This window comes from Intrasporangium flavum, from assembly GCF_001956915.1.
In the GTDB taxonomy this organism is placed as follows: Bacteria; Actinomycetota; Actinomycetes; order Actinomycetales; family Dermatophilaceae; genus Monashia; species Monashia flava.
In genome coordinates, this window is sequence record NZ_MLJO01000016.1 from 16,334 (window position 1) to 42,187 (window position 25,854).

The following is a 25,854-nucleotide window of genomic DNA, read 5'->3' on the forward strand; positions in this document are numbered from 1 at the left end:
GGCGGGCGTACCGTCGAAGGCGTTTCATCGCCCTGTGTGCTCACCCGTTCGGGGACGTGACGCCGATGTCGATGTGGGACGACCTGCCGCAACCGGTCCAGAACTCCGGAGCGCTCGACGGGCTGCGCCCGTTGCTCCAGGACCTCACCACCTCGGGGCCGACGGAGGTGAGCGACGCCGACGGCGCGTGGGACGTCTGGACCTTCGACCAGGACCTGACCCGCACCCTCGCCCTTGACCCGCGCACCGGCGGGTTCGGCGCGAGCCAGGGCTCGACGGGCACGCCGGTGGAGTTCACCGACCCGCACGTCGACGGCGACTTCTCGCTGCACAAGAGCGGCTCGGGCGGCTCCCGAGACGGCGGGTGGCGCCTGCGCATCGCCTCGCCGGGCTTCCTGTTCCGGGTGCCGTTCCTGCGCGGGGCGATGCTCGACGGGCAGGGCCAGCTTCGCGCCGACCCGGCCAAGCCCCAGGTCGGGTTCGTCGTGCCCCGGGTGCGCTTCCGCGTGCAGCAGCTCGCGGGCGGCTCGGTCGGCGTCGACATCCTCTCGGCGACCACGTCCGGCACCCCGGTCGACCACATCTACGAGTTCATCCGGATGGACCCGCCCTACGCCCTCGTCGGGCCGAGCGACTGCGTCGGGTTCGCCTTCCGCACCGCGGTGCTCGACCTGTCGGGCACGGCCGGACCCGGCGTGCCGGCGGGGGCCCGGGCCATGCCGGGCGACTGGCAGGGCTTCTACCTGCCGGAGGCGCGCCTCTTCGTCGCGCCGAACGGCATGGAGGGCCTCGCAGTCAGCGCCGGCGTGCGCAACCTGTGGGTCGGCATCGGCGTGCACGAGGGCGTCACCGGAGTCTTCGAGGCCGAGGTCGTCAACCGCGGCACGAACCCGAACGTCCGTGTCCACTTCCGCACGGCGACCGGGGAGCTCGTCGACGACCCGGGCACCGGGACGGCGATGCTGCCCGAGCAGTCCACGCTGTTCGTCGACGCCGACGGCGGCCTCGCTCCCCTGTCGACGACGATCGTCGTCGGCGGGGTCACGGCGACGCCGGCGAACACCGACCGCACCGCCGTGACGACGCCGGCCACGGGCACCGTCGCGGTCACCGTGACCGTCACCGACGCCGGGGCGCACACGACGGTGCGCACCTTCAGCGTCGGGCGGCGGACCGAGCCGGTGACCCCGGGCGCGACGGGCATGCCGGTCACCGTCACCGACACCTCGCACGAGGCGACGCGGGTCGTCATCCTGTCGCAGACCGGCACGAGCGCCCGCGTCGCGCTCGCGAGCGGCGTGGCCGCCGACTGGTCGTGGAGCGGTGGCAGCTCGGGCAGCCAGTCGGCCGCCACCGAGGCGGACATCGACGTCGGCTCGGGCGCCACCGTCAGCGTCACCGCCACGACGACGAGCGCAGCACAGCAGCAGCTCGACGCCTACTTCCTCTTCGACCACCCGAGCCCGAGCGAGGGGCACGACTACGCCGTCAACCCCGCCAACCTCAGCGTCTCCCCCGCGACCGACCGGACCCACCCCTCAGCCGGTCCGTCGTTCATGACCGACGCGACCGCGCGCCGGTCGGTCGTGGGGGCCGGAACGGCCCTGACCGTCGACGGGTTCGCCTCCTACGAGGGCCCCGAGCAGCAGCCCGGGCACAACCAGGCGCTGAGCGAGCGCCGGATCACCGCCATGCTCGACGCGCTCGCCGCCGCGGGCTACACCAACGCCACGCGAGGCACCGCCCACGGCCACGGCCCGGCCCAGGTGAGCAGCGACCCGGCGGCGCCGCGCTGGTGGCACGCCACCGCGACCTCGGCGGCCGGGCCGGCACCGGTCACCGTGACCGCCGACCTGCACCGCGACCCGCCACCACCGACCCACGACGACGACCCGGCCCCGCACCAGCCCGGCCGGCCCGACTGCTTCCACCTGCTCGGCGCCCGCGTCGAGCTGGTCCGCAGCACCTTCGTGCGCTGCGAGGTCTACGGCGAGTTCGACATCGAGACGGCCACCGAACGCCGGCTCGCCGCCCACGGCACCGAGCCGCTGCGGGCCGGCGACCGGCCCAACCCGAACGACGGCATCTGCACGTTCCTCGTGCGGCTGCGCATCGCCGAGGACCAGGGCTCGTGGGACATCACCGGCGAGTTCCGCGCCAAGGAGGGCGACCTCGACGGCCTGGCCGAGATGCGCGACTCGCAGGCGCACCCGGTCACCCTCAACATCCTCGGGGCCCTCAGCGTCCTCGCGCCGCTGACGTCGGCGGCCACCGAGCTGTCACCGGCCGCCGGAGCGGTGGTGGCGCTCGGGTCGGTCGCGCTGGGGGCGAGCGACCTGCTGCACACCAAGCGGCTGACGCTGCGCGGCGCCGAGGTCATCGTGTCGCAGGGCGTCCTCGGTGCAGACGGCATCACGACGGTCAGCGACCGCGGCACCGCGGTCAGCGTGCTGCTCGACGTCGAGGTGGCGTTCTGGTTCGACCTCACCCTGGTGCGGATCGACCCGAACATGCCGGTGACGACGCGGTACAAGGCGATCGGCGTCCGCTCGCAGTGGGGCACCGGCGCGGGCGGGTCGCTCGACTACGTGCCGCTGCCGGTCTTCGACCCGAGCAAGGGCTACTCGCTCGACATCCCCGCCGGGTCGATGCACGCCGTGCCGCCGCTCGACAGCGTGCTGCGGATCATGGGCGTCCGGGTCAGCCGCGACAACCCGACCTACCTCGAGGTCGAGGTGGGCCTCGGCCTCGACCTCGGGATCATCACGATCGAGACGGTCCGGGTGCGCGCGCGGGTCGACGGGCCCCCGCTCGACCTGCAGATCACCAAGCTCGCGGCGTCGATCGACATCCCCAACGTCATCACCGGGCGGGGCGAGGTGTCGATCGAGCCGGGCGGGTTCTCGGGGGCGCTCGACGTGCAGATCGTGCCGGTCAAGATCCGCGGCAGCCTGACGTTCACCTTCCGCCAGGCGGGCGGGGTCAGCGGCGTGCTGCTCGGTGCCGAGATCGAGTTCCCGGTGCCGCTCGTGCTCGGCAACTCCGGTCTGGGCATCTTCGGCTTCCTCGTCGGCGTCGGCATCAACCACAAGCGCATCGAGGGCACCGGCCAGGTCCCGGCCCTCGACTGGCTGCGCGACCAGCTGGGCCGGCCCGGCGGCGTCATGAACGGCGCCGGCTGGGAGCTGCACCAAGGCGGGTTCGCTTTCGCCGCAGGCGTTCTCGTGGGCACGCTCGAGGGCGGCTACGTCATCCACCTCAAGGGCCTGGTCATCGTCGAGGTGCCGGGACCGCGGCTGCTGTTCGTCATGAAGGCCGACGTCATCAAGATGCCGCCGGCGCTCAAGGACGCCAACCAGAGCGCGACGTTCCTCGCCGTCCTCGACCTCGACTTCGGCCGCGGCACCATCACCATCGGCATCGTCGCCGAGTACCAGATCGAGAAGATCCTCAAGGTGCGCGTGCCGGTCACCGCGTTCTTCGACACGAACGACGTCGAGTCGTGGCTCGTCGAGCTCGGCAACTACCAGGACCGCGTCACCGTCGAGGTGCTCGAGGTCATCACCGGCAGCGGCTACCTCATGATCCACGGCGACGGGATCACCCACGCCCAGCTGCCGGTCGACGGACTGCCGGCGGCGCCGAACGGCCTCGCCATCGCGACGGGGTTCCACATCAGCGCGGTCCTCATGGGCAGCAAGTCGGTCGGCCTCTACCTCGAGGTGGCGGCGGGGTTCGACGCCATCGTCGGCTTCGACCCGTTCTTCATCGCCGGCAAGATCTACGCCCGCGGCGAGCTGCGCCTCTTCGTGATCAGCATCGGCGCCTCGGCCGAGCTGACCGTCATGGTCGGCAAGCGGACCATCGGCGGCGTCGTCCGTGACGACCCGTACGTGCACGGCGAGGTGTGCGGCGAGATCGACCTCTTCTTCTTCTCGATCAAGGGCTGCGTGTCGCTGACCATCGGCGCCGAGCCGGAGGACAACCCCAAGGCCAAGCCGCTCGTGGCCGGTCTCACCCTCGTGTCGCGGTCCCCCGCGCTCGTCGAGGGCACCGCCACCGAGCGGGCGGTCGACGCCAAGATCGGCGACGCCGTCGACGTGGACGCCTCCAACCCGCCACCGATGCCGGTCGTGCCGATCGACGCCGTTCCCGTGCTGACGTTCTCGACGCCACCGCGCGTCGCAGCGAACTGCGTCATGGGCGGGAACCCCTTGGGACAGAATGGAGCCGCCGCCAACCCCTGGAGCCGCATCGGCGACCGCTGGTGGCGCTATGACGTCTCCGCGGTGACGCTCACCGGCGGCGCCCTCATCCCCTCCCCACCGACGGGCAAGACCCCGAGCGCCTGGTGGACGGGCGCCCCCGCCGGCACCGCGGTGCCGACGACGGCGCTGGCCCTGCTCGACTGGCTGCCGACGCCGTTCTCCCGCGCAATCCCCTACGGCGAGCAGCTGACGACGAGCGTCACCGAGCGCTGGGGCACCGTGTGCCACCCGGCCGCACCCGCGGCGCCCGTGCTGTGGACCTTCGACGGCAAGCCGGCCGGGCCGAGCGTCCCGGGCTGGCGCCTCGACGGCGTGGCGTGGCCCGACCCGCCGGGCACGACGCGCTCGGCGCCGGTCCAGGCCCCGATGCGGGTCACCGAGCCGTGGCGCACGGGCGACCCCGACGTCGACCTGCTCCAGGGCACCGACCCGGCCGTCGTGCTCGCCGACGCCGTGCCGTGCCGTGGGGGCAAGGTGCGCCGCTCCGACTCCCGCCTGCCCGTCTCCCTCGTCGCCGGCGCCGCGCTCACCGCGAGCGCGTCGGCGTCCGCGTGGACCACCGGTGACGCCGCGACGCTCGACCTCATCGACGCGGGCACGCCCCTCCCCGACGTCATGGCCGCCCGGGCGACGACCGCGTGGAGCCCGGAGACGGGTGCGGCCGACGTCGGGTGCCGCGGCGCGGTCCTGCGCAGCCCGCGTCGCGACTCCCTCGACCCGGCGCCGCTCGGCACCGACGAGGACCGCGAGGAGGTCAAGGAGGCTTGGGCGAGGACGACGTTCGTGCCGGAGGAGCTGCGCGACGCCGTCCGGTTCTCCCCCGACGGCGGCCTGCGCGGCGCCACGTTCCTGCTCCTGGTCCCTGAGCGGGCCGTCGGCGGCGGGCTCGTGCTGCGCGCCGAGGCCGCCGACCGCTCGGCGCTGCTCGACCGCCCCGTCGACGGCGGCGACCTCGTCGGTGCCGGCCACCCGCTGCCGGCGCCGTGGCTCGACCCGTCGGGCCCGTGGGTCGACCCGGTGCTGCGGGCCGGGCTCTACGCCGCGCGGCTGCGCGCCACGTCGGGCGCCGGCCTCATGTTCGTCCTCGTCGACCTCGAGAAGCTCCCCGACGAGACGGCCAGCGTCGTGATCGGCTGGCGCCCCGAGGTGGCCGCCAAGCTCGACGAGCCGTTCTACGTCGTCGCGGCCACCGGCCTCGTCGGCTCCGAGGCGTGGCGCGAGGACTGGGACTCCACCACGTCGGCTGCCGACCAGGAGGCCCTCCAGACCGCCCTGACCCAGGACCCCGACGACCGCGCCCTGCTCGAGCCCGGCCAGACGTGGACCGTGGCGGTCACGTGGACGGCCGCGTGGATCAAGCAGGACGCGCAGCCGGCACCGACCGACACCGGCACCGTGCAGCCCGCCGTGACCCAGTCGTTCCGGTTCCGCACCGACGCCGCCTCGGCCTACCCGAAGGTGCTCTCGCCCTGGCTCGTCGCGACCGCGCCCGGCATGGACGACGTCGGCGTGTTCTGCCGCGAACCGGTGCGGATCGCCTTCGCGACGCAGAAGGTCGCCGCCCTCTACGAGGCGCACGGCCGCACCCTCAAGGCCGTCGTGCGGTCGGCGTCGGGCGCCCACCCGCCGGCCCCCGGCTCCACCGACCCCGGCTCGGCCTACGACATCACCCTCGACCCCGAGGCGCTGCTGACACCGGCGAGCGGGCTGCAGGTGCTGACGCCGTGGGAGGACGCGGTGCGCGACGTCGTGCGCGACGGCCAGGAGCGCGGCGACGACGGGATGCGCTGCATCGACGTCAGCGGCGAGCGGGTGCTGCAGGAGGTGCTGACGCTCCCCTACGACTTCGAGCCGCTCACCGACTACCTCGTCGACGTGCACGCGGTCGCCTCGGGCGAGGGCACCACGACCGACAACCGGATCCACCGCATCGGGTTCACGACGTCGCGGTTCCTCGGCCTCGACGACCTCGTGGCCTACGTCGCCCCGGCCACGGTGCGCGGCCGCCTCGTGCCGACCGGCTCGGCGCTCTCCGCGCTGCCCCTGCGACCGAGCGGCGACGACGTCGACACGGCCTACCAGGCGGCGGGCCTCTCGGTGCCTGAGGTGCCCTCGTTCCCGGCGGTCGAGGTGCTGTGGTCGGGCGACGCCGTGCCGCAGCCCGTGGCGCTCGTCGTCGAGTGCAGCGAGCCGCTGTGGCGCTCGCGCATCATGCCTGAGGTGGTCACCGGTCCGATCGATGCGAGCGACCCGACCCACACGTGGTGGAAGGGCGTCCGCGACGACTGGCTCTCGCTCCAGGGGAGCACGGCGCCCGTGGCTGGTGGGGACCCGCCACGGGCGACCGTGACCCGGATCGTCCGGTGCCCGGGCGACACGCGGGCCATCGCCCTGCTCGCCCCCGGCTCGCGCGGGCAGGAGGTCCGCCTCGACCTCGTCGTCGCCGCCGACCCGCTGGCGGGCCTCGCCGAGGACCGGCGGACCTGCGTCCGGATGGGCCTGTTCCGGGCCCCGTGGGAGGTGGAGGACTGATGGCACTCCTCGCGAGCAGCCGGCTCTTCCGCGCCGAGGCGATGCGCCTGGACTGGGGGCGCGTCATCGAGGCGCAGGTGGAGCAGGTGCACCGGTCGCAGTCGCCCCTCGCCGACACGCTCATGCCCGCCGGCCGCCAGCTCGAGGAGGCGAAGCGACGCTCGCGCGACCTGCACGTGTGGTGGGCGTGCAGCCCGCGCCTCGGCCTGCCGCGCGCGCCGTTCACCGTGTGGGCGCGCGTCCCGAAGGACCCGCTGGCCAAGGTCGCGACGGTCACCGCGCCCGGGGGCTCCGGCGGGGCGCCGATCACCGCGTGGCGCGTCGAGGCCGCCGTCGTCGAGCTCTCGGTGGCGCCGGTCGACGCGGCGCGGCCCGTGCGCGTCACGCTGCACCGACTCACGGGCAGCCTTGCCGACGTCGTGGCGGCGGCCGTCGTGCCGGCCGGCAGCGGCCCCACGAAGGTCGGGCTGCGCTGCTCCGGCGCGACGTTCGCGCGCGTCGACAACGCGTCGGTCACCGCCGTGCGCATCCGCAGCCTCGTCGACGTCGTCAACGACCCGGGTTGGCAGCGGCTCGAAGTCGTCGGGGTGCCGGCCGAGCAGCCATGGCCCGCAACGGACTACGACACCACCGACCAAGGGTTCGTCCACGACCTCAAGGCACCGCGCGACGCGGCCGTCGACCGCCTCGTGCGCGGCGCCCCGCCGCTGGGCTGGTCACCGATGACCCAGTCGGGCCGGGCCGCGCCGCCGTGGGTCTCGGCCGACCCCGACGGCCTCGTCAAGGAGGTGCAGGTCGAGCTGCTGCCCGAGCTCGAGCCGCTCTACCGCGCGAGCGTCCCGGAGTGGACCCAGCGCACCCTCGAGGAGACGCGTGCGGTGGCCGGTCCGAGCAACGGCACCCGCACGTCGAGCCTCGACACCTCCGCGGTCATCCGCCCGCTGTCGCTGCTGATGCTCCCCGCCCAGACCGACCCGCTGCTCAACCTCGCGACCGGGTTCGGCACGACCTACACGGTCGACACGAAGCTGCCCTTCGACGGCTGGCCCGACATCGCCGAGCGCCTCGACTTCATGGTGACGGCCGACTACGCGCGCACGCCCCCGCCGGGACGCCGCAAGGGCACCTTCGCCGCCTACGCGCCCGTCGTCGGACCGCACACGGCCACCGCTCCGCCGACGGCCCTCACGGCCGGGCGGGCCGGTCTCGTCGGCCCGCAGCACCCCGACGACCCCTGGCGCGAGAGCGTGCGCGTGTCGTGGGACGCGCTTCCGACGACCGTCAGCTTCGGACGCGTGTCGGCCGGCGTGCTCGCCCGGTGGGACGCGTCGTCGCTGACGAGCGAGTGCCTCGCGCCGCCCCGCGACTCCGGCGGCGTCCGGCCGCTGACCCTGAGCCCGGACGGGCCCGAGGGCGATCCGGGGCACGACCGCATCGCGTTCGTCGACGGCGCCGCCGACATCCCCATCGGCAGCGGCGGCCGTGACGTCGGCTACGCGGCGACGCTCGTCGACATCCACGGCCTGTGGTCGGCGTGGCGCGACGTGCCCTACGCCGGCGACGAGCCCGGCCCGCAGGCACCCCGCGTCATCTCGCTGGCCCTCGACAGCACCTTCACCGGCAACGCCGCCGCGTGCCCGTCGAGCCTGCGCCTCGAGGCCGCCGTCGACTGGAGCGAGCGCACCCCCGCCCAGGTGGTCGGCGTGGCGCTCTTCTTCCCGATGGGGAGCGCCTCGACGCCGCCGCCGGCGGGCCTGGACCCCGACCTCGCGACGCCGGCGGGCTGCTTCCGGCGCGACTTCGCCCTCGGCTTCCCGACCGACACCCCGGTGCCGTCGGGGTGCAGCGTCACGTGCCTGTCGGCCGACGGCACCGAGATGGTGCTCGCCGGACCCGGCCAGGGCGACGGCGGGCGACGGTACGCCCTCCAGGTGCCGATCCCCTCCCTCGACTGGACGCCGACCCAGCGGTGGGGCGTGCAGGTGTGGCTGCGCAGCCACCTGACCGTCGGGGCCTCCCCGACGCCGTGGGTGCCGGGGGCGCCGAACCCGGCGCGGGCCGTGGCGGCGAGCCCCGTGCCCGTGACGCCGCTCCCGCCGCCGGCGCCGCCGGGCGTCCCGCTCGGCAGCACCCTCGACGCGCAGGGCTGCTCGCACGTGCGGGTGCGATGGTCGCTGCCGGCCGGTGCTCCGGTGCGCTCCTCGATCGTGTGGGAGGTGTCGGAGACCGCGCTCGTCAAGGCGGCCGGCGGCCTGTACACGCCGCCGCCCGTGCCGGTGGGCTCGGCCGGTTCGCCGTCCCCCGGGCTGCGCCTCGCGGCCCTGTGGGACGCCTACGACCGGATGGACGACACCGCCCGACGCGCGGCCTTCCGCCGCCTCGCGGAGGTCGACGCGTCGGTCACCGCCCACGACGTGCAGCTCCCGAAGGGCTCCACCGACATCCACCTGTTCACGGTGACGACCCAGACGATGACCGGGATCGAGCCGCCCTGGCCCGGCACCGGCACGGCCGACGCGCACCTGCACCTGCAGGCCGCGATCGCCCCGCGCCTGCGCCGCCCCGCACCACCGCTCGTGCGCGCCACCCCGAACGACGACGGCACCGTCACCCTCGCGCTCTTCTCGGCCAGCCGCATCCCGGTCGACCGGTTCCTCGTCTTCGCCACCCGGTCCGAGGCGGCGGCGCGCGACCGCGAGTCGATGGGGCCACCCGTCGCGTCGGTGACCGCCACCGCCGGCGGGCCCGACCCCGTCACGGGTTCGCCCGTGTACGAAGGCAGCTGGACCGGGAGCCTCGGCGTGGCTGCGTGGGACCCGTGGCTGGTGCGCGCGGTCGCGCGGCCCGTCGACACCCTTCCCGTCGAGGGGGTGCGCGGCCAGACCTCCGACGCGTCCGACGTCGTCTCCGTGCTCGTGCCGCCCGCCGGACCGCCCGACCTCGACGTGCCGACGGCCGAGATCTGGGGGTCGAACCACCGCGGCGTCGTGGTGCGCTCCTCGACGAGCGCGCCGGCCCGCACCACGGCGAGCGGCTCGCACCGCCTCGGCGCGACCACCGGTGCGGGCGCCACCGACGTCGTCGTGCCCGTGCCGCTCGAGTCGCTCGAGGAGACCGCCCTGACGACGCCACCGGCCGCCGCCTCGACCTCGACGGTGCTCGAGCGGGGGGCCCGGGCCTCGGGCCGCTCACCGGTGGCCGTGTGGTTCACCCGGCCCGTGGCCACCGACCCGGTCGACGTGACGCTCCGGCTCATCGACCCGTTCGGGCGCACCACCGAACGCACCGTCACGGTGCCGGGCTGGGTGCCGCCGCCGCCCTTCACGGTGACGATCACCGGGTTGGTCGCGCGGCCGACCGGCGTGCTCGCCGCCGTCGAGACCGACGCGCCGACGGCCGCCGCGGAGGGCGTCGTCCTGCACGTGCGGGCGCTCAAGCGTCGGTTCGGGCCGGTCGTCGGGCCGGTCGCTGGGCCGGTCGTCGGGCCGCTGCCGCCGGACCGTCCCCTGCCGCCGGTGGGACCGGTCGTCGGGCCGCTGCCCCCCGTGGGCCCGCTGCGTCCGCCCCTGGTGCATCCGCCCGTCGGACCACTGACGCCGGCCGGTCCGCTGGGCCCGGTGCGGCCGCCGATCGGGCCGCTGTTCCCGCTCGTCGTCGTCGCGAGCGCCGACTTCGTGCTGGCCGACATCCCGGTGGGCCTGCCGCTCTTCCCGGCCGACGGCCAGGTGCACGCGGTGCGGGTCAAGGGGCTGGCCGGCACGCGGCGCTACGCCGTGTGGTTCCCGGCGGTCGCACCGCTCACCGTCGAGGTCGTCGTCGAGTCGCCGGACGGGCGCACGGCTCGCGCCTCGAGCAGCGTCTGAGCAGCGTCCGAGACGCAGGAGGGCCCGGCACCGAAATGGTGCCGGGCCCTCCTCACGCGCCGGGACGCGTCAGCACGCGACAGCACGCGTCAGCACGCGTCAGGCGGTCACTTCACGTCGAAGCGGTCGGCCTCCATCACCTGCGACCAGGCGGCGACGAAGTCGCGGACGAACTTCTCCTTGGCGTCGTCGCTGGCGTAGACCTCGGCGAGGGCGCGCAGCTCGGAGTTGCTGCCGAAGACGAGGTCGACGCGGCTGCCGGTCCACGTCTGCTCACCGGCGGCGTTCGTCGCGGTGAACTGGTCGGCGGCCTCGGACGTCGGCGTCCACGTCGTGCCCAGCTCGAGCAGGTTGACGAAGAAGTCGTTGCTCAGCGTGCCGGGGCGGTCGGTGAGGACGCCGACGCTCGAGCCGCCGGTGTTAGCGCCGAGCACGCGCAGGCCGCCGACGAGGACGGTCATCTGCGGGGCCGAGAGGCCGAGCAGGTTGGCCTTGTCGAGCAGCAGGTACTCGGCCGGCACGCGACCGGTCTTGCCGAGGTAGTTGCGGAAGCCGTCGTACCTCGGCTCGAGGTAGCCGAACGACTCGACGTCGGTCTGCTCCTGCGAGGCGTCGACGCGGCCCGCGCGGAACGGCACCTCGACGGTGACGCCACCGGCGGCAGCGGCCTGCTCGACCGCGACGTTGCCGCCGAGGACGATGAGGTCGGCGAGCGAGACCTTCCGGTCGGACGAGCCGTTGAAGTCGGACTGCACGCCCTCGAGGGCGCGCAGCACGGTGGCGAGCTCGGCCGGGTCGTTGGCGTCCCAGCCGGCCTGCGGCTCGAGGCGCACGCGGGCGCCGTTGGCGCCGCCGCGCTTGTCGCTGCTTCGGAAGGTCGACGCCGAGGCCCAGGCGGCCTTGACGAGCTGGGCCGTGGTGAGGCCGGCGCCCGCGATCTTCGCCTTGAGCGCGGCGACGTCGTCGGCCGTGACCGGCTCGCCCTCGGCCTTGGGCAGCGGGTCCTGCCAGAGCAGCTCCTCCTGCGGGACCTCGGGGCCGAGGTAGCGCTCGATCGGGCCCATGTCGCGGTGCGTCAGCTTGAACCAGGCGCGGGCGAAGGCGTCGGCGAACTCGGCGGGGTTCTCGTGGAAGCGGCGCGAGATCTTCTCGTAGGCCGGGTCGACGCGCAGCGACAGGTCGGTCGTCAGCATCGTCGGCAGACGCTTCGCGCCACCCTCGTCGGGCGCGGGGATGATCGCCTCGGCGTCCTTGGCGACCCACTGGTTCGCCCCGGCCGGGCTGGCGCTCAGCTCCCACTCGTAGCCGAAGAGGATGTCGAAGAAGCCGTTGCCCCACTGGGTCGGGGTCGTGGTCCACGTGACCTCGAGGCCGGAGGTGATGGCGTCCTTGCCCTTGCCGGACGCGTAGGCGTTCTTCCAGCCGAGGCCCTGCTCCTCGAGCGGGGCGCCCTCGGGCTCGGGGCCGACGTTCTCGAGCGGGTCGGCCGCGCCGTGCGTCTTGCCGAAGGTGTGGCCGCCGGCGATGAGGGCGACGGTCTCCTCGTCGTTCATCGCCATGCGGGCGAACGTCTCGCGGATGTCGCGGGCGGCGCTCAGCGGGTCGGGGTTGCCGTTGGGGCCCTCGGGGTTGACGTAGATGAGGCCCATCTGGACGGCGGCGAGCGGGTTCTCGAGGTCGCGCTCACCGGTGTAGCGCTCGTCGCCGAGCCACTCGGTCTCCGGCCCCCAGTAGACGTCCTCGTCGGGCTCCCACACGTCGGGGCGGCCGCCGGCGAAGCCGAACGTCGTGAAGCCCATCGACTCGAGGGCGACGTTGCCGGTGAGGACCATGAGGTCGGCCCAGGACAGGCTCTGGCCGTACTTCTTCTTGACCGGCCACAGCAGGCGGCGCGCCTTGTCGAGGTTGCCGTTGTCGGGCCAGGAGTTGAGGGGGGCGAAGCGCTGCTGGCCGGCGCCCGCGCCACCGCGGCCGTCCTGCACGCGGTACGTGCCGGCGCTGTGCCAGGCCATGCGGATCATGAACGGGCCGTAGTGGCCGAAGTCGGCAGGCCACCAGTCCTGCGAGTCGGTGAGCACGGCGGCGATGTCGGCCTTGACGGCGGCAAGGTCGAGGCGGTTGAAGGCCTCGGCGTAGTCGAAGTCCTCACCGAGCGGGTTGGCCACGGCGGGGTTCTTGGCGAGGATCTTGAGGTTGAGCTGGTTGGGCCACCACTGGCGGTTGGTGCCGCCCGCGGCCGGGACGGGCTCCTTGCCGTGGCCGAACGGGCAGGACTGCGCCTGCGGCTCGTTCATCTCCCCGACTTCGGCGTTCTGGGGAACGGTCTGCTCTTCGGGCTTCACGTCAGACACAGGGTGGTCCTTCACTTTCGGTTGCGGGCACTTCGGGTGGTCAGGTGGCAGCGGGTCGCGGCAGGGCGCCTCAGGAGGCGGCGGCGACGCAGTCGGGGCAGGTGCCCCAGTACGTCACCTCCGCCTGCTCGATGACGAAGCCGTGGTCCTGCGACGCCGTGAGGCAGGGCGCGTGGCCGACGGCGCAGTCGACGTCGGCGATGACGCCGCACGAGCGGCAGACGACGTGGTGGTGGTTGTCGCCGACGCGCACCTCGTAGCGGGCGACGGAGCCGGCGGGCTGGATGCGCCGGAGCAGGCCGGCGTCGGTGAGGGCGCGCAGGACGTCGTAGACGGCCTGGTGGGAGACGTCGCCGGCGACCTCGCGCACGCGGCGGATCACCGAGTCGGTGTCGGCGTGGGGGTGGTCGCGCAGGACCTCGAGCACCGCGACGCGCTGGCGCGTGACGCGCAGGCTCGACCCGCGCAGCAGCTCCTCCACGTCGGTCGGCACAGCCAGAGTCTTCCGGGTTAACTTGAACAAATCAAGTCTTCATGGCCACGTCTCGGAACGCGGCGGCGACGCCCCCGTGACCGCGTCCCCTGCGACGCGCGCCGTACGATGCGCATGGACCGACGCACGGGCCCGCTCCGCCCGGAGGCGGGCCCACACCGCACAGCCGGGGGCAGCGCATGTCACCAGAGAACGGCAGCCGCGAGTCCCCGGCACGCCGCCTCGCCGCCTGGGCCTGGCCCGGCCACCCCGCCACGTGGCGCGAGGTGCCGGCGCGGCTGCGACCCACGCTCGGCACGGTGCTCCGGCTCACGGCGGCAGCCGTCGCCGCCTACGTGCTGTCGCAGGTGATCACCCCCGGCACCCCCGACCTCACCGGCCCGCTCACGGCGCTGCTCGTCGTGCAGGCGTCGGCCTTCTCGACGATCAGGATGGGTGCGGTGCGGGTCGGCGCCGTGCTGTCCGGCGTCCTCGTCGCCACGCTGCTGTCGACGTGGATCGGCCTGACCTGGTGGAGTCTCGGCGCCGCGATCGCCGCCTCGCTGCTGCTCGCCAAGGTGCTGCGCCTCGGCGAGCAGGCCCTCGAGACGCCGATCAGCGCCATGCTGATCCTCGGGGTGAGCAACCACGACGTGGCGTCCGAGACCCGGATCGTCAACACCCTCATCGGCGCCGCGGTCGGGATCGCCTTCAACGTCGTCTACCCGCCGGCCATGCCGATCGGCCAGGCGCGCCAGGACCTGCTGCGCGTCGTCGAGGCAGGCGCCGCCGCCCTGGACCACGCGGCCGATGCCCTCGAGGCGGGTCCGGTGAGCCGCGAGCAGGTCACGGGTTGGGTCGACCGCGTGCGCTCGGCGAACCGCGAGGTGGCCCGGGCCACCGAGACGATCGGCCACCTCAAGGAGAGCCGTCGCTTCAACCCGCGGGCCCTCGGCACCGTCGACGTCGAGCCCGTGCTGGCCTCGGCCCTCGACACCCTGGAGCAGTGCCTGCTCGCCATCCGCGCGCTCTTCACGCTCCTGCTCGCGGAGCTGCCCCGGGAGGACGCCCCCGAGGACCCCTACGGCGACGAGCTGCGCACGGCGTTCGGCGTGGTCCTGCACGACACGGCCGACTGCCTGCGCGCCTTCGGCGGCTTCGTCGTCGCGGAGTCGGAGGGGCGCGAGCAGGACACCGACACGGCCCTGGCCGAGAGCCTCGACATCCTCCGCGAGACCCAGGCCATCCTCACCGAGCTCGTCCTCGTGCGGGCCAGGGAGGACACGTCGTCGTGGCTCCTGCGCGGCTCCATCCTCGCGGCGGTCCAGCAGGTGCTGGCCCGGCTCGACCTGGAGGACCGGGCCCGCGTGCACGAGCAGTGGAAGGAGGAGCAGCGTCGCCGTCCGCTGGCGCACCTGCCCCGGATCGTCCACGACGCCCTCCCCCACCCGGACCGGCCCTACCCGCGCGGGCTCCGGCCGGGTCGCGGCCGACGCTGAGCAGTGCCCACCAGGGAGCCGAAACGAGCAGGCAGAAGAAGGTCGGGGCCTACGAACCCTCCGCGACGAGCTCGACCTCGAACCCCTCGCCGCTCTCGAGGTAGGCCGCGTAGTGCTCCGGGCCGCCCGCGTACGGGTGCCGGTCCTCGAACATCAGCGACCACCCGCCCTCGGCGCACGCCTCGACGAGCGCGTCGACCTCGGCACGCGAACCGCCATGGAAGGCAAGGTGGTTCAGCCCCGCACGCTTGCGCTCGTGCCTGCCCTTCTCGACGTCGGGACCGCTCTCGACCACGACGTAGAGCGAGCCGAGCTCCCACGCCTGGCCGTGGCCCCAGTCGTCGCCGAGGGTGTAGCCGAGCCGGCCGAGCAGCCAGCCCCACTCGCGCCCGGCCGCGGCGATGTCCTCGACCCAGATCTCGACGTGGTGCAGCCCGCCGCGCGTGCCGGCGCCGCCCCCACCCGGAGCCGGCATGCCCCCGAAGTCCCAGCGTGCCGCGCCCATGGCGGCACGGGCCCCCTCGACGAGCCCGCGCACCATCGGGGTGCCCTCGGCGCGCCAGTGCTCGAGCGCCTCGTCCTCGAGGCCCTGCGGCGGCCGGCCGTCGGAGCGGATGACCCGCCACCACGGCACGTCGGAGCCGTACCGGCTCATCACCGAGCCGACGGTCCGCGGCCCCATCCCGCCGAGCCGCTTGGCGACGTCGCCGTAGGCGAGCACCCGACCTGACGGGATCGACGCGACGAGCGTGAGCACGCGGTCGGCGTGGTCCTCGAGAGCCACCGGGGTCCTTTCGGGAGAGGGACGTTCAGGGCACAGCCTGCCCGACGCGTCGGCCGGGCGGGCGGCAGGCGGCTCAGTACTCCGGCTGGGAAGGGTCGATCTCGCGCACGTACGCGACGACGCCACCGGAGACGTTCGCGACGTCGGAGAACCCGGCCCGCAGCGCGAGGCGGGTCGCCTCGGCGGACCGGCCACCGACCTTGCAGTGGATGAGGACGCGTCGGTCGCGGGGCAGCTGCTCGAAGGCCTCGCCCGAGCGGAAGAGGTCGAGGTGGATCGGCACCGCCCCGGGGATCGCGGCGATCGCCCGCTCCTCCTCGCCGCGCACGTCGACGAGCAGCGGCGGCGCGTCGCCGCGCAGCTCGGTGGCCATCTCCTGCACCGTGACGGCCGGCAGGGCGTCCTCGTCGTCGTGCGCCGCCCCGGGCACGCCGCAGAACTGCACGTAGTCGATGAGCTCGGTGACCGTCGGCTCGTCGCCGCACACCGGGCACTCCGGGTCGCGGCGCACCGTCAGGGTGTCCCACGTCTGGCGCAGCGCGTCGTGCACGAGCATCCGGCCCGTCAGGGGCTCGCCGATGCCGAGGAGCAGCTTGATCGCCTCGGTGGACTGCACCGATCCGACCGCCGCGCAGAGCACGCCGAGCACCCCGCCCTCGGCGCAGCTCGGCACCGAGCCGGGCGGCGGCGGGTCGGGGAACACGCAGCGGTAGCAGGGCCCGTGGCCGGCCCACCACACCGACACCTGGCCGTCGAAGCGCAGGATCGAGCCCCACACGTGCGGCTTGCCGAGCATGACGCAGGCGTCGTTGACGAGGTAGCGCGTCGGGAAGTTGTCGGTGCCGTCGACGACGAGGTCGTAGCCCCTGATGATCTCCAGGGCGTTGGAGGAGTCGAGGGCGACGTCGTGGCGCACGACGGTGACGTGCGGGTTGACCCGGTGCACCGACGCCTCGGCCGACTCGGTCTTGGGCCGGCCGATGTCGGCGTCGGAGTGGATGACCTGCCGGTGCAGGTTGGTGAGGTCGACGACGTCGGCGTCGACGACGCCGATGGTGCCGACGCCGGCCGCCGCGAGGTAGAGCAGCGCGGGCGACCCGAGGCCGCCGGCGCCGACGACGAGGACCCGTGCGGCGGCAAGCCGTTCCTGCCCCTCGAGGCGGACGTCGGGCAGCAGGACGTGCCGCGCGTAGCGCGTCGTCTCGGCCCTCGACAACGGGCGACCCGTCTTGACCAGCGGATCCGTCGACATGCCATCACCGTACTGCTCGGTATGGTGAGAAACGACACGGTCGTCTGCGCCCGCGGACGACGCGCACCACACAGAGAGTGCCCCCAGGACGCATGGCAGACGAGACCACCCCGCCGGGCCGCGGACAGCGGCTCCCCCGCTCCGAGCGACGCGCGCAGCTGCTCGAGGCGGCGCTGTCCGTCTTCGTCGAGAACGGCTACCACGCGGCGGCCATGGACGACATCGCCGCCCGAGCAGGCGTGTCCAAGCCCGTTCTCTACCAGCACTTCCCGGGCAAGCTCGAGCTCTACCTCGCACTCATCGACCAGCACGCCGGCGAGCTGGAGCAGCTCGTCCGCGACGCGCTCGCCCTGGCCGACAACAAGGCCCGCATCAACACGATGACGCGCGCCTACTTCGACTTCGTCGGCAAGGAGGGTGCGGCCTTCCGCCTCATCTTCGAGTCCGACCTCGCCAACGAGCCGGCGGTCCGCGCCCGCCTCGACCAGATCGACCTCACCTGCGCCGAGGCGATGGCCGAGATCATCAGCAGCGAGACGTCGATGACGCGCGAGGAGGCCGTCCTCGTCGGGGTCGCCTTCGTCGGGCTCGCCCAGACCTCGGCACGGCACTGGCTCACCCACGAGGCCAGCCTGTCCAAGGAGACGGCGGTGCGCATCACCGGCTCCCTGATCCGCCGCGGCTTCGGCGCCTTCCCGCGCTCGGCCGCCGGGTCCGAGGGCGCGTCCGGCACGTCGCGGGAATCCGTCGGCAGCACCGCTGGTTAAGGTGGCCACAGGCGCAGGTCCCCGGCCCGCGCACCCACCGATGGACGAAGCGAGAAAGCAGGTTTGACGTGGAGGTCCGCATCGGCGTGCAGAACGTGGCACGCGAGATCACCTTCGAGACGACGCTGAGCTCCGAGGAGCTGCTGGCCGCCGTCAAGGCCGCCCGCACGAGCGGCGACGTCCTCGAGCTCACCGACGACAAGGGCGGCCGCGTGCTCGTCCCCGTCGCGTCGCTCGGCTACGTGACGACCGGTGCCGAGCGTCGCAGCGGCGTCGGCTTCGGCGCCTCCTGACCCGAGCACCCGGAGCCCGGTCGAGCCGGTCGCAGGCCGGGAGGCGCCGCACGGCGTCGCCCGGCCGCGACCGGGTACGGACGGGGCACGGTCCCCGTGGTCCCCGGCACGGAGGAGGAGCCAGCATGACCGCAACCCTCGTCGCGGCCCTCGTCGCGGGAGCCCTCGTCGGTCCCCTCGCCCGTGCCGCGCTGCCCGGCCGTGACGACACGAGCGTCACCACGAGCGTCGTCCTCGGCGCGTTCGGGGCCCTCGTCGGCGCCTGGATCTACAAGGCCGCCTCGGGCTCACTGACGTCCGGCATCGACTGGACCTCGTTCCTCATCGGTGTCGTCGTCGCGGCGGCGCTCATCGTCGGCTACGGCATGGTCGCGAGCGACGGCCGCCGTCGCTGACGCCGCACCACCGCACCTGTGCCGCAACGCCGTTCGCGACCGAATCGTCCTGAATCGTCTGGGCCGCGAGGCTCGCTGATCGACGAACCCCACATGGGGGTACGTGCCGGTTACGAACAATTCACCGTCACATCCACCACATCAGACTTATCTGGTGGGAGATTGACGCTGTTGGATCTATGTCTGCCACCCGCAGACTGAGTGGTCGCTATGGGCGATCAGAAGGAGCACAACATGTTGTGGACCATCATCGTGGCCATCGTCGTCGGTGCGATCATCGGCGCTCTGGGCCGGCTCCTCGTTCCCGGCAAGCAGAACATCTCTCTGCTCGTCACCATCCTCATCGGCATCGTTGCCAACGTCATCGTCACGTTCATCGTTCGCCAGTTCGGCTACTCGAACGCCAGCGGCATCGCGTGGATCCCCCTGATCCTCGGGGCGGTCGTCGCAGCGATCATCATCGTGATCTACGGACGGGTCACCCACAAGACCGTCTGACCCGCGGCATGACGGAAGGGCCCGACCGGACGGTCGGGCCCTTCCGTCATTCCCGCACCTGCCGGTGCGCACCGGCGCCGGTCAGGCGGACAGGCCGAGCCGCTCCATCCGACGCGTGTGCTCGTCGGTGAGCCGGGCGAACATCCGGCCCAGCTCGGCGAGGTCGGCGCCCGGGCGGCCGGGCGCCCCGACGAGGATGCCGGCCAGGGAGTCGCGCTCGACCCCGACGCGCTGCGCCTGGGTGATCGCCTCCCCGACGAGGCGGCGCCCCCACAGCGCGAGGCGCCCACCGACGCGCGGGTCGGCCGCGATGGCCTCGCGCACGACGGTGACGGCGAAGTCGGCCTGGCCGGTGTCCTCGAGGACCCCGAGGACGAGGGCCTGGGTGTCGGGGTCGACGTACTGGGCGATCTCCCGGTAGAAGTCCTGGGCGATGCCGTCACCGACGTAGGCCTTGACGACGCCCTCGAGCCAGTCGGAGGGCTTGGTGCGCTCGTGGAAGAAGTCGACGGCGGGGACGAACGGCTCCATCGCTTCCTCGGGCGTCACCCCGAGCGCCGCGAGACGGTCGCTCAGCACCTCGTAGTTGCGCAGCTCGTGCGCCGCCAGCCGCGCGAGCGCCGCGCTGTGCCGCAGCGTCGGGGCCAGCTCGGCGTCGCGCGCGAGCTGGCTGAAGGCGCGCAGCTCGCCGTAGGCGAGGACGCCGAGCAGGTCGGTGACCGCCGCGAGGTAGCCGGGGTCGTCGGTGGGCGTCGTCGGGGCCGCATCGCTCATGCGACCAACCTACCGGCGTGGATTCGGGCGCTCAGGCGTGCTGCCGGTAGACTGGGCCGGACAACTCGGTGCCCGGTCGGCACGATGGATCGCCCAGATGGTGCTCGCGGACACTCTCCCGCGCACCGGCGGAGCCCGCTCGACGCGGGGTTTCGCCCGTCAAGACACTTCCCGATCGGCCCGTCCCGCCACTGAGCTCCCGCCTCCTGCGGGGTGCTCGTGCCGATCGAGAGATGCACATGACCCAGACCCCCGAGACCCCGGCCGCCCCTGAAGCACCGGCCGAGGTCACCACCGATGCTGCCGCCGAGGCGGCCCAGACCGCGGCCGAGGTGGCCCCCGAGCTGACCTTCGCCGACTTCGACGTCCACCCCGACATCGTCGCCTCGCTCGCCGATGCCGGCATCACCCACCCGTTCCCCATCCAGGCGATGACGCTGCCGGTGGCCCTCTCCGGCCACGACATCATCGGCCAGGCCAAGACCGGCACGGGCAAGACCCTCGGCTTCGGCGTGCCGATCCTCAACCGCGTCCTCGCCCCCGGCGACGAGGGCTTCGAGTCGCTGACGCGTCCCGGCAAGCCCCAGGCCCTCGCCGTCGCCCCGACGCGTGAGCTCGCCGTCCAGGTGGCCGGCGACCTCGAGCGCGCCGGCAAGCGCCGCGGCATCCGCGTGCTCACCGTGTACGGCGGTCGCGCGTACGAGCCGCAGATCGAGGCCCTCAAGAACGGCGTCGAGGTCGTCGTCGGCACGCCCGGCCGCCTCATCGACCTGTCCAAGCAGGGCCACCTCGACCTCTCCCAGGCCCGCACCGTCGTGCTCGACGAGGCCGACGAGATGCTCGACCTCGGCTTCCTGCCCGACGTCGAGACCCTCATGGCCCTGACGCCGGCCTCGCGCCAGACGATGCTTTTCTCCGCGACGATGCCGGGCGCGATCGTGGCCCTCGCGCGTCGCTACATGTCCCAGCCCACGCACATCCGCGCGATGGGCGACGACAGCGAGAACGCCCACACGGTCAAGGCCGTCGAGCAGTTCATCTACCGCGCGCACGCCCTCGACAAGGTCGAGATGCTCTCGCGCATGCTCCAGGCCAACGGCCGCGGCCTGACGATCATCTTCAGCCGCACCAAGCGCACCGCCGCCAAGGTCGCCGACGAGCTCGTCGAGCGCGGCTTCGCGGCCGCCGCCATCCACGGCGACCTCGGCCAGGGCGCCCGCGAGCAGGCCCTGCGCGCGTTCCGCAACGGCAAGGTCGACATCCTCGTGGCCACCGACGTCGCGGCCCGCGGCATCGACGTCGAGAACGTCACGCACGTCATCAACTACCAGTGCCCCGAGGACGAGAAGACCTACCTGCACCGCATCGGTCGCACGGCGCGCGCCGGCAACACCGGCGTCGCGGTGACCTTCGTCGACTGGGACGACCTGCACCGCTGGGCGCTCATCAACAAGACGCTCGACCTCGGCATCCCCGAGCCGCAGGAGACCTACTCCAGCTCGGACCACCTCTTCTCCGACCTCGACATCCCGACCGACGCCAAGGGCTACCTGCGCAAGTCCGAGCAGACCCGCGCCGGCCTCGCCGCCGAGGAGCTCGAGGACCTCGGCGAGACGGGCAAGCGCCACGGCAAGGGCGGCCAGGGCCGGTCCGGCCAGGGCTCATCGCAGGGCGGCTCCCGTGGCGGGCGCTCCGGTGGCCGTGACGCCTCGGACGAGGCCCGCGAGGACGGCGAGAGCCGCCCGCGCCGCCAGCGCAACCGACGCCGCACGCGTGGTGGCGGGGCAGCCGCCGCCGGCGCGGCCCCCTCGGCCGAGGGCGAGTCCTCGCCCGCCACGTCGGGCGAGCGGTCCACCGGCTCCTCCGAGGATGGCTCGTCGCGCCCGCGCCGACGCCGTCGCCGCGGCGGCTCGGGCCGCTCCGGCCAGCAGGCCGACAGCGCGCCCGCCACTTCCGGCGGCGAGTGACCCGCACAGCAGCAGCCGAGAGGCCGCGTCCCCGACCGGGACGCGGCCTCTCGCGTTCTCACCGTCCACTCAACGGGCTCCCTGCCCGAATCCGGGCAGATTCTTGGCGTTCGCGGGTGTCGTCGTGCACAGTCGTCCCGTGCTCGATCCGGAACTCGTGGCGAGGGTCGCCGACTCGTCCGGCCTGACCCACGGGGAGGCCGCCCGCGTCATCGGTGACGTCCTGGCGCACTACGCCGAGCCCGTGGACGCCTACGTGCGCCGACGCCACCGCGAGCTGCAGACCTACGGCGTCCGCAACGACGAGGCGTTCCGGACCATCGCCACCGAGCTGCGGGACCGTCTCGTCGCGGCCCCCGGGCTGTCCGAGCGGCAGCTGCGCCGGATCGTCTACGGCTGACCGGCCCGGTAGCCCAGCCCCACTCTCACCGTCCCTCTCTCATCCCGTCCCCCAAGGAGAACCCCCATGTGCGGAATCGTCGGCTACGTCGGTCGCCAGCCGGCCGCCCCGGTCCTCGTCGAGGGCCTGACCCGCCTCGAGTACCGCGGTTACGACTCCGCCGGCCTCAGCGTGGCCGGGCCGAACGGCCAGACCGTCGTGCGACGCGTCGGGCGGGTCCGCGAGCTCGAGGCCGCGCTGCCGCGGCGCCTGCCCGGCACGGTCGGCATCGGCCACACCCGGTGGGCCACGCACGGCCCGGCCACCGAGGCCAACGCCCACCCGCACACGAGCGAGGACGGCCGGGTCGCCGTCGTGCACAACGGGATCATCGACAACGCGGCGGCGCTGCGCGAGCGGCTCGAGCGCGAGGGCGTCACCTTCACCTCCGACACCGACACCGAGGTGCTGGCCCACCTGATCGCACGCTCCCCCGCCGGCGACCTCGAGGAGCGCGTGCTCGAGGCCCTCGACCACGTCGTCGGCACCTACGCCGTCGCCGTCCTCGACACGGCGGCACCGGACCGCCTCGTCGTGGCGCGCAACGGCTCGCCCCTCATCCTCGGCGTCGGCGACAAGGAGATGTTCGTCGCCTCCGACGTCGCCGCGCTCGTGCGGCACACGTCCTCGGTCATCCACCTCGAGGACGGCGAGCTCGCCGAGGTCACCGCCCGCGGCTACCGCACCTTCACGCGCGAGACCCACGACACCGGCCGGGTGCCCACGACGATCGAGGTGGCCGACGAGGACGTCGACCTCGGCGACCACGGCCACTACATGGCCAAGGAGATCGCCGAGCAGCCCGAGACCGTGGCGCGGATGCTCCGCGGACGCCTCGACGCCCGGTTCGGCACGGCCCGGCTCGACGGGCTCAACCTCACCCCGCGCGAGCTGCGCGCGTTCCGACGCGTCAAGATCCTCGGCTGCGGGTCGGCCTACTACGTCGGCGAGCTCGGCGCCCTGCTCATCGAGGAGCTGGCCCGCATCCCGGCACACGCCGAGGCGGCGAGCGAGTTCCGCTACCGCAACCCGATCATCGAGCCCGACACTCTCTACGTCGCCGTGAGCCAGTCGGGCGAGACCGCCGACACGGCCTTCGCGGTGCGCGAGATCAAGCGCAAGGGCGGCCAGGTCGTCGGCCTCGTCAACGTCGTCGGCTCGACGATCGCCCGCGAGTGCGACGGCGGGATCTACCTGCACGCCGGCCCCGAGATCGCGGTCGCCTCGACGAAGGCGCTGACCCACATGGGCGTCGGGTTCGCCCTGCTCGCCCTGCTGCTCGGCCGGGTGCGCGACCTCTCGGTGGCCGACGGGCAGCGCATCATCGCCGGTCTCGAGCGCCTGCCCGCCGACATCGCGGCGGTGCTCGAGCAGGAGGACGCCGTCGCCGAGGTGGCGCGCGAGCTGGCCGGCGCCGAGAGCCTCTTCTTCATCGGCCGGGTCCGCGGCTTCCCGGTGGCGCGCGAGGGCGCCCAGAAGTTCAAGGAGGTCTCCTACCGGCACGCCGAGGCCTACCAGACGAGCGAGCTCAAGCACGGCCCGCTCGCGCTCATCGAGGCGGCCCGCCCGACCGTCGCGGTGATCCCCGACGACGAGCTGACCGACCGCAACCTCGCGGCGGCCGAGCAGGTCATGGCCCGCGGCGGGCCCGTCGTCGCGGTGACCCATCCCGGGGTCCGGCTCGGGGCCGTGGACGCCCGGCGGATCGACGTGCCGCGCAACGAGACCGAGCTCGACCCGATCGTGCTCATGGTCCCGATGCAGCTGCTGGCCCTCCACGCCGCGAGACACCTCGGCCTCGACATCGACAAGCCTCGTAACCTTGCCAAGTCGGTCACCGTCGAGTGACCGGCCGGTGACCGCCGAGAAGCGGTCGGCCACGGTCGCCCCCGAACGAGTGAGGAGCCCGCGATGAAGCTGCACGCGTCGATCGACGGGAGGCTGCGCGCGTTCATCGAGGCGCAGCGGATGTTCTTCGTCGCGACGGCACCCCTCGCCACCGACGGGCACGTCAACGTCTCCCCCAAGGGGCTCGACGGCACGTTCCTCGTCGTCGACGAGCACACCGTCGCCTACCTCGACCTCACCGGCAGCGGCGCGGAGACCGTCGCCCACCTGCGTGAGAACGGCCGGATCACGCTGATGTTCTGCGCCTTCGAGGGCCCGCCGAACATCGTGCGCCTGCACGGCCGCGGGCGCCACGTGCGCCCCGGCGACGAGGGCTTCGACGCGTGGGCCGCGCGCTTCGGCGTCGACCCTCCCGGCGTGCGGGGCGTGGTCGTCGTCGAGGTCGAGCGGGTCTCGGACTCCTGCGGGTTCGCCGTGCCGCTCTACGAGTTCACCGAGCAGCGCGACCTGCTCACGTCGTGGGCCGGCCGGCGCGGTCCCGAGGGCCTGGCCGCCTACCGCGTCGAGAAGAACGCGACGTCGGTCGACGGGCTGCCCGCCCTCGACCCCGAGGCCACCTGACGCGTCACCCGCGCAGGACGCGTCGGGGTGCGTCGGGACCCGGACACGACGAGGGGCCGGCACCGGGTCTCGGTGCCGGCCCCTCGCGTCCCCGCCGTGGGAGCGGACGGCGGGGACGCCCGCGTCAGGACTGCGGGTTGATCGTGGCGGTGTCGATGACGAAGCGGTAGCGCACGTCACCGGCGACGACGCGCTCGTAGGCGGCGTCGACCTCGTCGGCCGAGATCGTCTCGATGCTCGCGCCGATGCCGTGCTCGGCCGCGAAGTCGAGCATCTCCTGGGTCTGGGCGATGCCGCCGATGTTCGAGCCCGCCATCACCTTGCTGCCGCCGATGAGCGAGAAGGCGGCGAAGGTGTCGGGGTCGCTCGGGGCCCCGACGTTGACGAGCGCGCCGAGGGGCTTGAGCAGCGACAGGTAGGCGTCGACCGGCAGGTTGGCGCTGACCGTGTTGAGGATGAGGTCGAAGCTGCCCTTGAGGTCCTCGAACGTCTGCTCGTCGGCGGTGGCGCGGTGGTCGCTGGCCCCGAAGGCCCGGGCGTCCTCCTGCTTGCCGAGGGTGCGGCTGAGCACGGTGACCTCGGCGCCGAGGGCGGCGGCGAACTTGACGCCCATGTGGCCGAGTCCGCCGAGGCCGACGACGGCGACCTTCTTGCCGGGGCCGGCGCCCCAGCGCTTGAGCGGGTTGTAGGTCGTGATGCCGGCGCAGAGCAGCGGCGCGGCGACGTCGAGGTCGATGCCCTCGGGGATGCGGACCGCGAAGCGCTCCGAGACGACGACCTGCTGGGCGTAGCCGCCCTTGGTGGCCTCGTCGTCGTAGCCGCGGCCGTTGTAGGTCATGACGGCGCCCTTGGCGCAGAACTGCTCCTCACCGTCCTTGCAGTACTCGCACTCGCCGCAGGAGTCGACCATGCAGCCGACGCCCACGCGGTCGCCGACCTTGTAGCGGGTGACGCCGTCGCCGACGGCGGACACGACGCCGGCGATCTCGTGCCCGGGGACCATGGGGAAGATCGCGCCGCCCCACTCCTCCCGGACCTGGTGGATGTCGCTGTGGCAGATGCCGGCGAACTTGATGTCGATGAGGACGTCGTCGTCACGCAGGTCACGGTGCTCGACGGTCCGGGCCTCGAAGGGGGCTCCGGCGCTCGGTGCGACCAGTGCGGGCGTGGAAATCACAGGGGTTCTCCTTCACAGGGGTTGGCGACGCTCTCAGGTGCAGCGTCACCCGTC

The 25,854-nt window shown here is 73.5% G+C and carries 17 protein-coding genes; 11 read left to right on the top strand and 6 right to left on the bottom strand.

All coding sequences use genetic code 11. The features are described 5' to 3' along the window. The first annotated feature begins 65 nt into the window (after positions 1 to 65). Positions 66 to 6,800 (top strand): hypothetical protein, encoded by a 6,735-nt coding sequence (locus BIV28_RS13130; RefSeq protein WP_076262541.1) that lies wholly within the window; start codon positions 66 to 68, stop codon positions 6,798 to 6,800. Next, complete coding sequence (locus tag BIV28_RS20040; protein ID WP_076262543.1) at positions 6,800 to 10,663, top strand: hypothetical protein; 3,864 nt, start codon at positions 6,800 to 6,802, stop codon at positions 10,661 to 10,663. Before BIV28_RS13130 ends, BIV28_RS20040 begins: the two co-directional genes overlap by 1 nt. A gap of 107 nt (positions 10,664 to 10,770) precedes the next feature. Here the strand turns inward: BIV28_RS20040 and katG are convergent, their stop codons facing one another. Then, entirely contained in the window at positions 10,771 to 12,957 is a 2,187-nt protein-coding gene (gene katG / locus BIV28_RS13140; protein ID WP_083707340.1) for a catalase/peroxidase HPI, read from the bottom strand. A gap of 127 nt (positions 12,958 to 13,084) precedes the next feature. Beyond that, positions 13,085 to 13,507 carry a Fur family transcriptional regulator gene (locus BIV28_RS13145; protein ID WP_076262546.1) on the bottom strand — a complete coding sequence of 141 codons (423 nt, stop codon included), beginning with the start codon at positions 13,505 to 13,507 and terminating at the stop codon, positions 13,085 to 13,087. 179 nt (positions 13,508 to 13,686) lie between these two features. On the opposite strand from BIV28_RS13145, the gene BIV28_RS13150 reads away from it, so the two are divergent. Further along, positions 13,687 to 14,985 carry an FUSC family protein gene (locus BIV28_RS13150; RefSeq protein ID WP_076262547.1) on the top strand — a complete coding sequence of 433 codons (1,299 nt, stop codon included), beginning with the start codon at positions 13,687 to 13,689 and terminating at the stop codon, positions 14,983 to 14,985. A 49-nt stretch (positions 14,986 to 15,034) separates the two neighbouring features. Here the strand turns inward: BIV28_RS13150 and BIV28_RS13155 are convergent, their stop codons facing one another. After that, entirely contained in the window at positions 15,035 to 15,769 is a 735-nt protein-coding gene (locus BIV28_RS13155) for an MGMT family protein (RefSeq protein ID WP_076262549.1), read from the bottom strand. A 73-nt stretch (positions 15,770 to 15,842) separates the two neighbouring features. Next, complete coding sequence (gene moeB / locus BIV28_RS13160; protein WP_076262551.1) at positions 15,843 to 17,021, bottom strand: molybdopterin-synthase adenylyltransferase MoeB; 1,179 nt, start codon at positions 17,019 to 17,021, stop codon at positions 15,843 to 15,845. A 92-nt stretch (positions 17,022 to 17,113) separates the two neighbouring features. On the opposite strand from moeB, the gene BIV28_RS13165 reads away from it, so the two are divergent. The 4 genes from BIV28_RS13165 to BIV28_RS13180 all read left to right on the top strand — a co-directional run bounded on the left by BIV28_RS13165 (position 17,114) and on the right by BIV28_RS13180 (position 18,974). Then, complete coding sequence (locus tag BIV28_RS13165; RefSeq protein WP_076262553.1) at positions 17,114 to 17,788, top strand: TetR/AcrR family transcriptional regulator; 675 nt, start codon at positions 17,114 to 17,116, stop codon at positions 17,786 to 17,788. Positions 17,789 to 17,856: 68 nt separating this feature from the next. Then, positions 17,857 to 18,081, top strand: a complete 225-nt coding sequence (locus BIV28_RS13170) for a DUF3107 domain-containing protein (RefSeq protein WP_076262554.1) — start codon at positions 17,857 to 17,859, stop codon at positions 18,079 to 18,081. 125 nt (positions 18,082 to 18,206) lie between these two features. Then, complete coding sequence (locus BIV28_RS13175) at positions 18,207 to 18,476, top strand: GlsB/YeaQ/YmgE family stress response membrane protein (protein ID WP_076262556.1); 270 nt, start codon at positions 18,207 to 18,209, stop codon at positions 18,474 to 18,476. 234 nt (positions 18,477 to 18,710) lie between these two features. Further along, entirely contained in the window at positions 18,711 to 18,974 is a 264-nt protein-coding gene (locus BIV28_RS13180) for a GlsB/YeaQ/YmgE family stress response membrane protein (protein ID WP_076262557.1), read from the top strand. A gap of 81 nt (positions 18,975 to 19,055) precedes the next feature. Here BIV28_RS13180 and BIV28_RS13185 read toward each other — a convergent pair whose 3' ends face one another. Then, complete coding sequence (locus tag BIV28_RS13185) at positions 19,056 to 19,748, bottom strand: ferritin-like fold-containing protein (RefSeq protein WP_076262559.1); 693 nt, start codon at positions 19,746 to 19,748, stop codon at positions 19,056 to 19,058. A gap of 239 nt (positions 19,749 to 19,987) precedes the next feature. On the opposite strand from BIV28_RS13185, the gene BIV28_RS13190 reads away from it, so the two are divergent. The 4 genes from BIV28_RS13190 (at position 19,988) to BIV28_RS13205 (ending at position 24,623) form a co-directional block, all read left to right on the top strand. After that, a complete protein-coding gene (locus tag BIV28_RS13190; protein ID WP_076262694.1) occupies positions 19,988 to 21,715 on the top strand; it encodes a DEAD/DEAH box helicase in 1,728 nt (575 codons plus the stop codon). Positions 21,716 to 21,854: 139 nt separating this feature from the next. Beyond that, on the top strand, positions 21,855 to 22,115 hold the full coding sequence (locus BIV28_RS13195) for a hypothetical protein (RefSeq protein WP_076262560.1): 261 nt from the start codon (positions 21,855 to 21,857) through the stop codon (positions 22,113 to 22,115). A gap of 66 nt (positions 22,116 to 22,181) precedes the next feature. Further along, entirely contained in the window at positions 22,182 to 24,002 is a 1,821-nt protein-coding gene (gene glmS / locus BIV28_RS13200; protein WP_076262562.1) for a glutamine--fructose-6-phosphate transaminase (isomerizing), read from the top strand. 63 nt (positions 24,003 to 24,065) lie between these two features. Continuing rightward, positions 24,066 to 24,623, top strand: coding sequence for a pyridoxamine 5'-phosphate oxidase family protein (locus tag BIV28_RS13205; protein ID WP_076262564.1), 558 nt, complete (start codon positions 24,066 to 24,068; stop codon positions 24,621 to 24,623). Between the two features lie 124 nt (positions 24,624 to 24,747). On the opposite strand, the gene BIV28_RS13210 is transcribed toward BIV28_RS13205, so the two are convergent. After that, entirely contained in the window at positions 24,748 to 25,800 is a 1,053-nt protein-coding gene (locus BIV28_RS13210; protein ID WP_076262566.1) for an NAD(P)-dependent alcohol dehydrogenase, read from the bottom strand. Positions 25,801 to 25,854 lie beyond the last annotated feature (54 nt).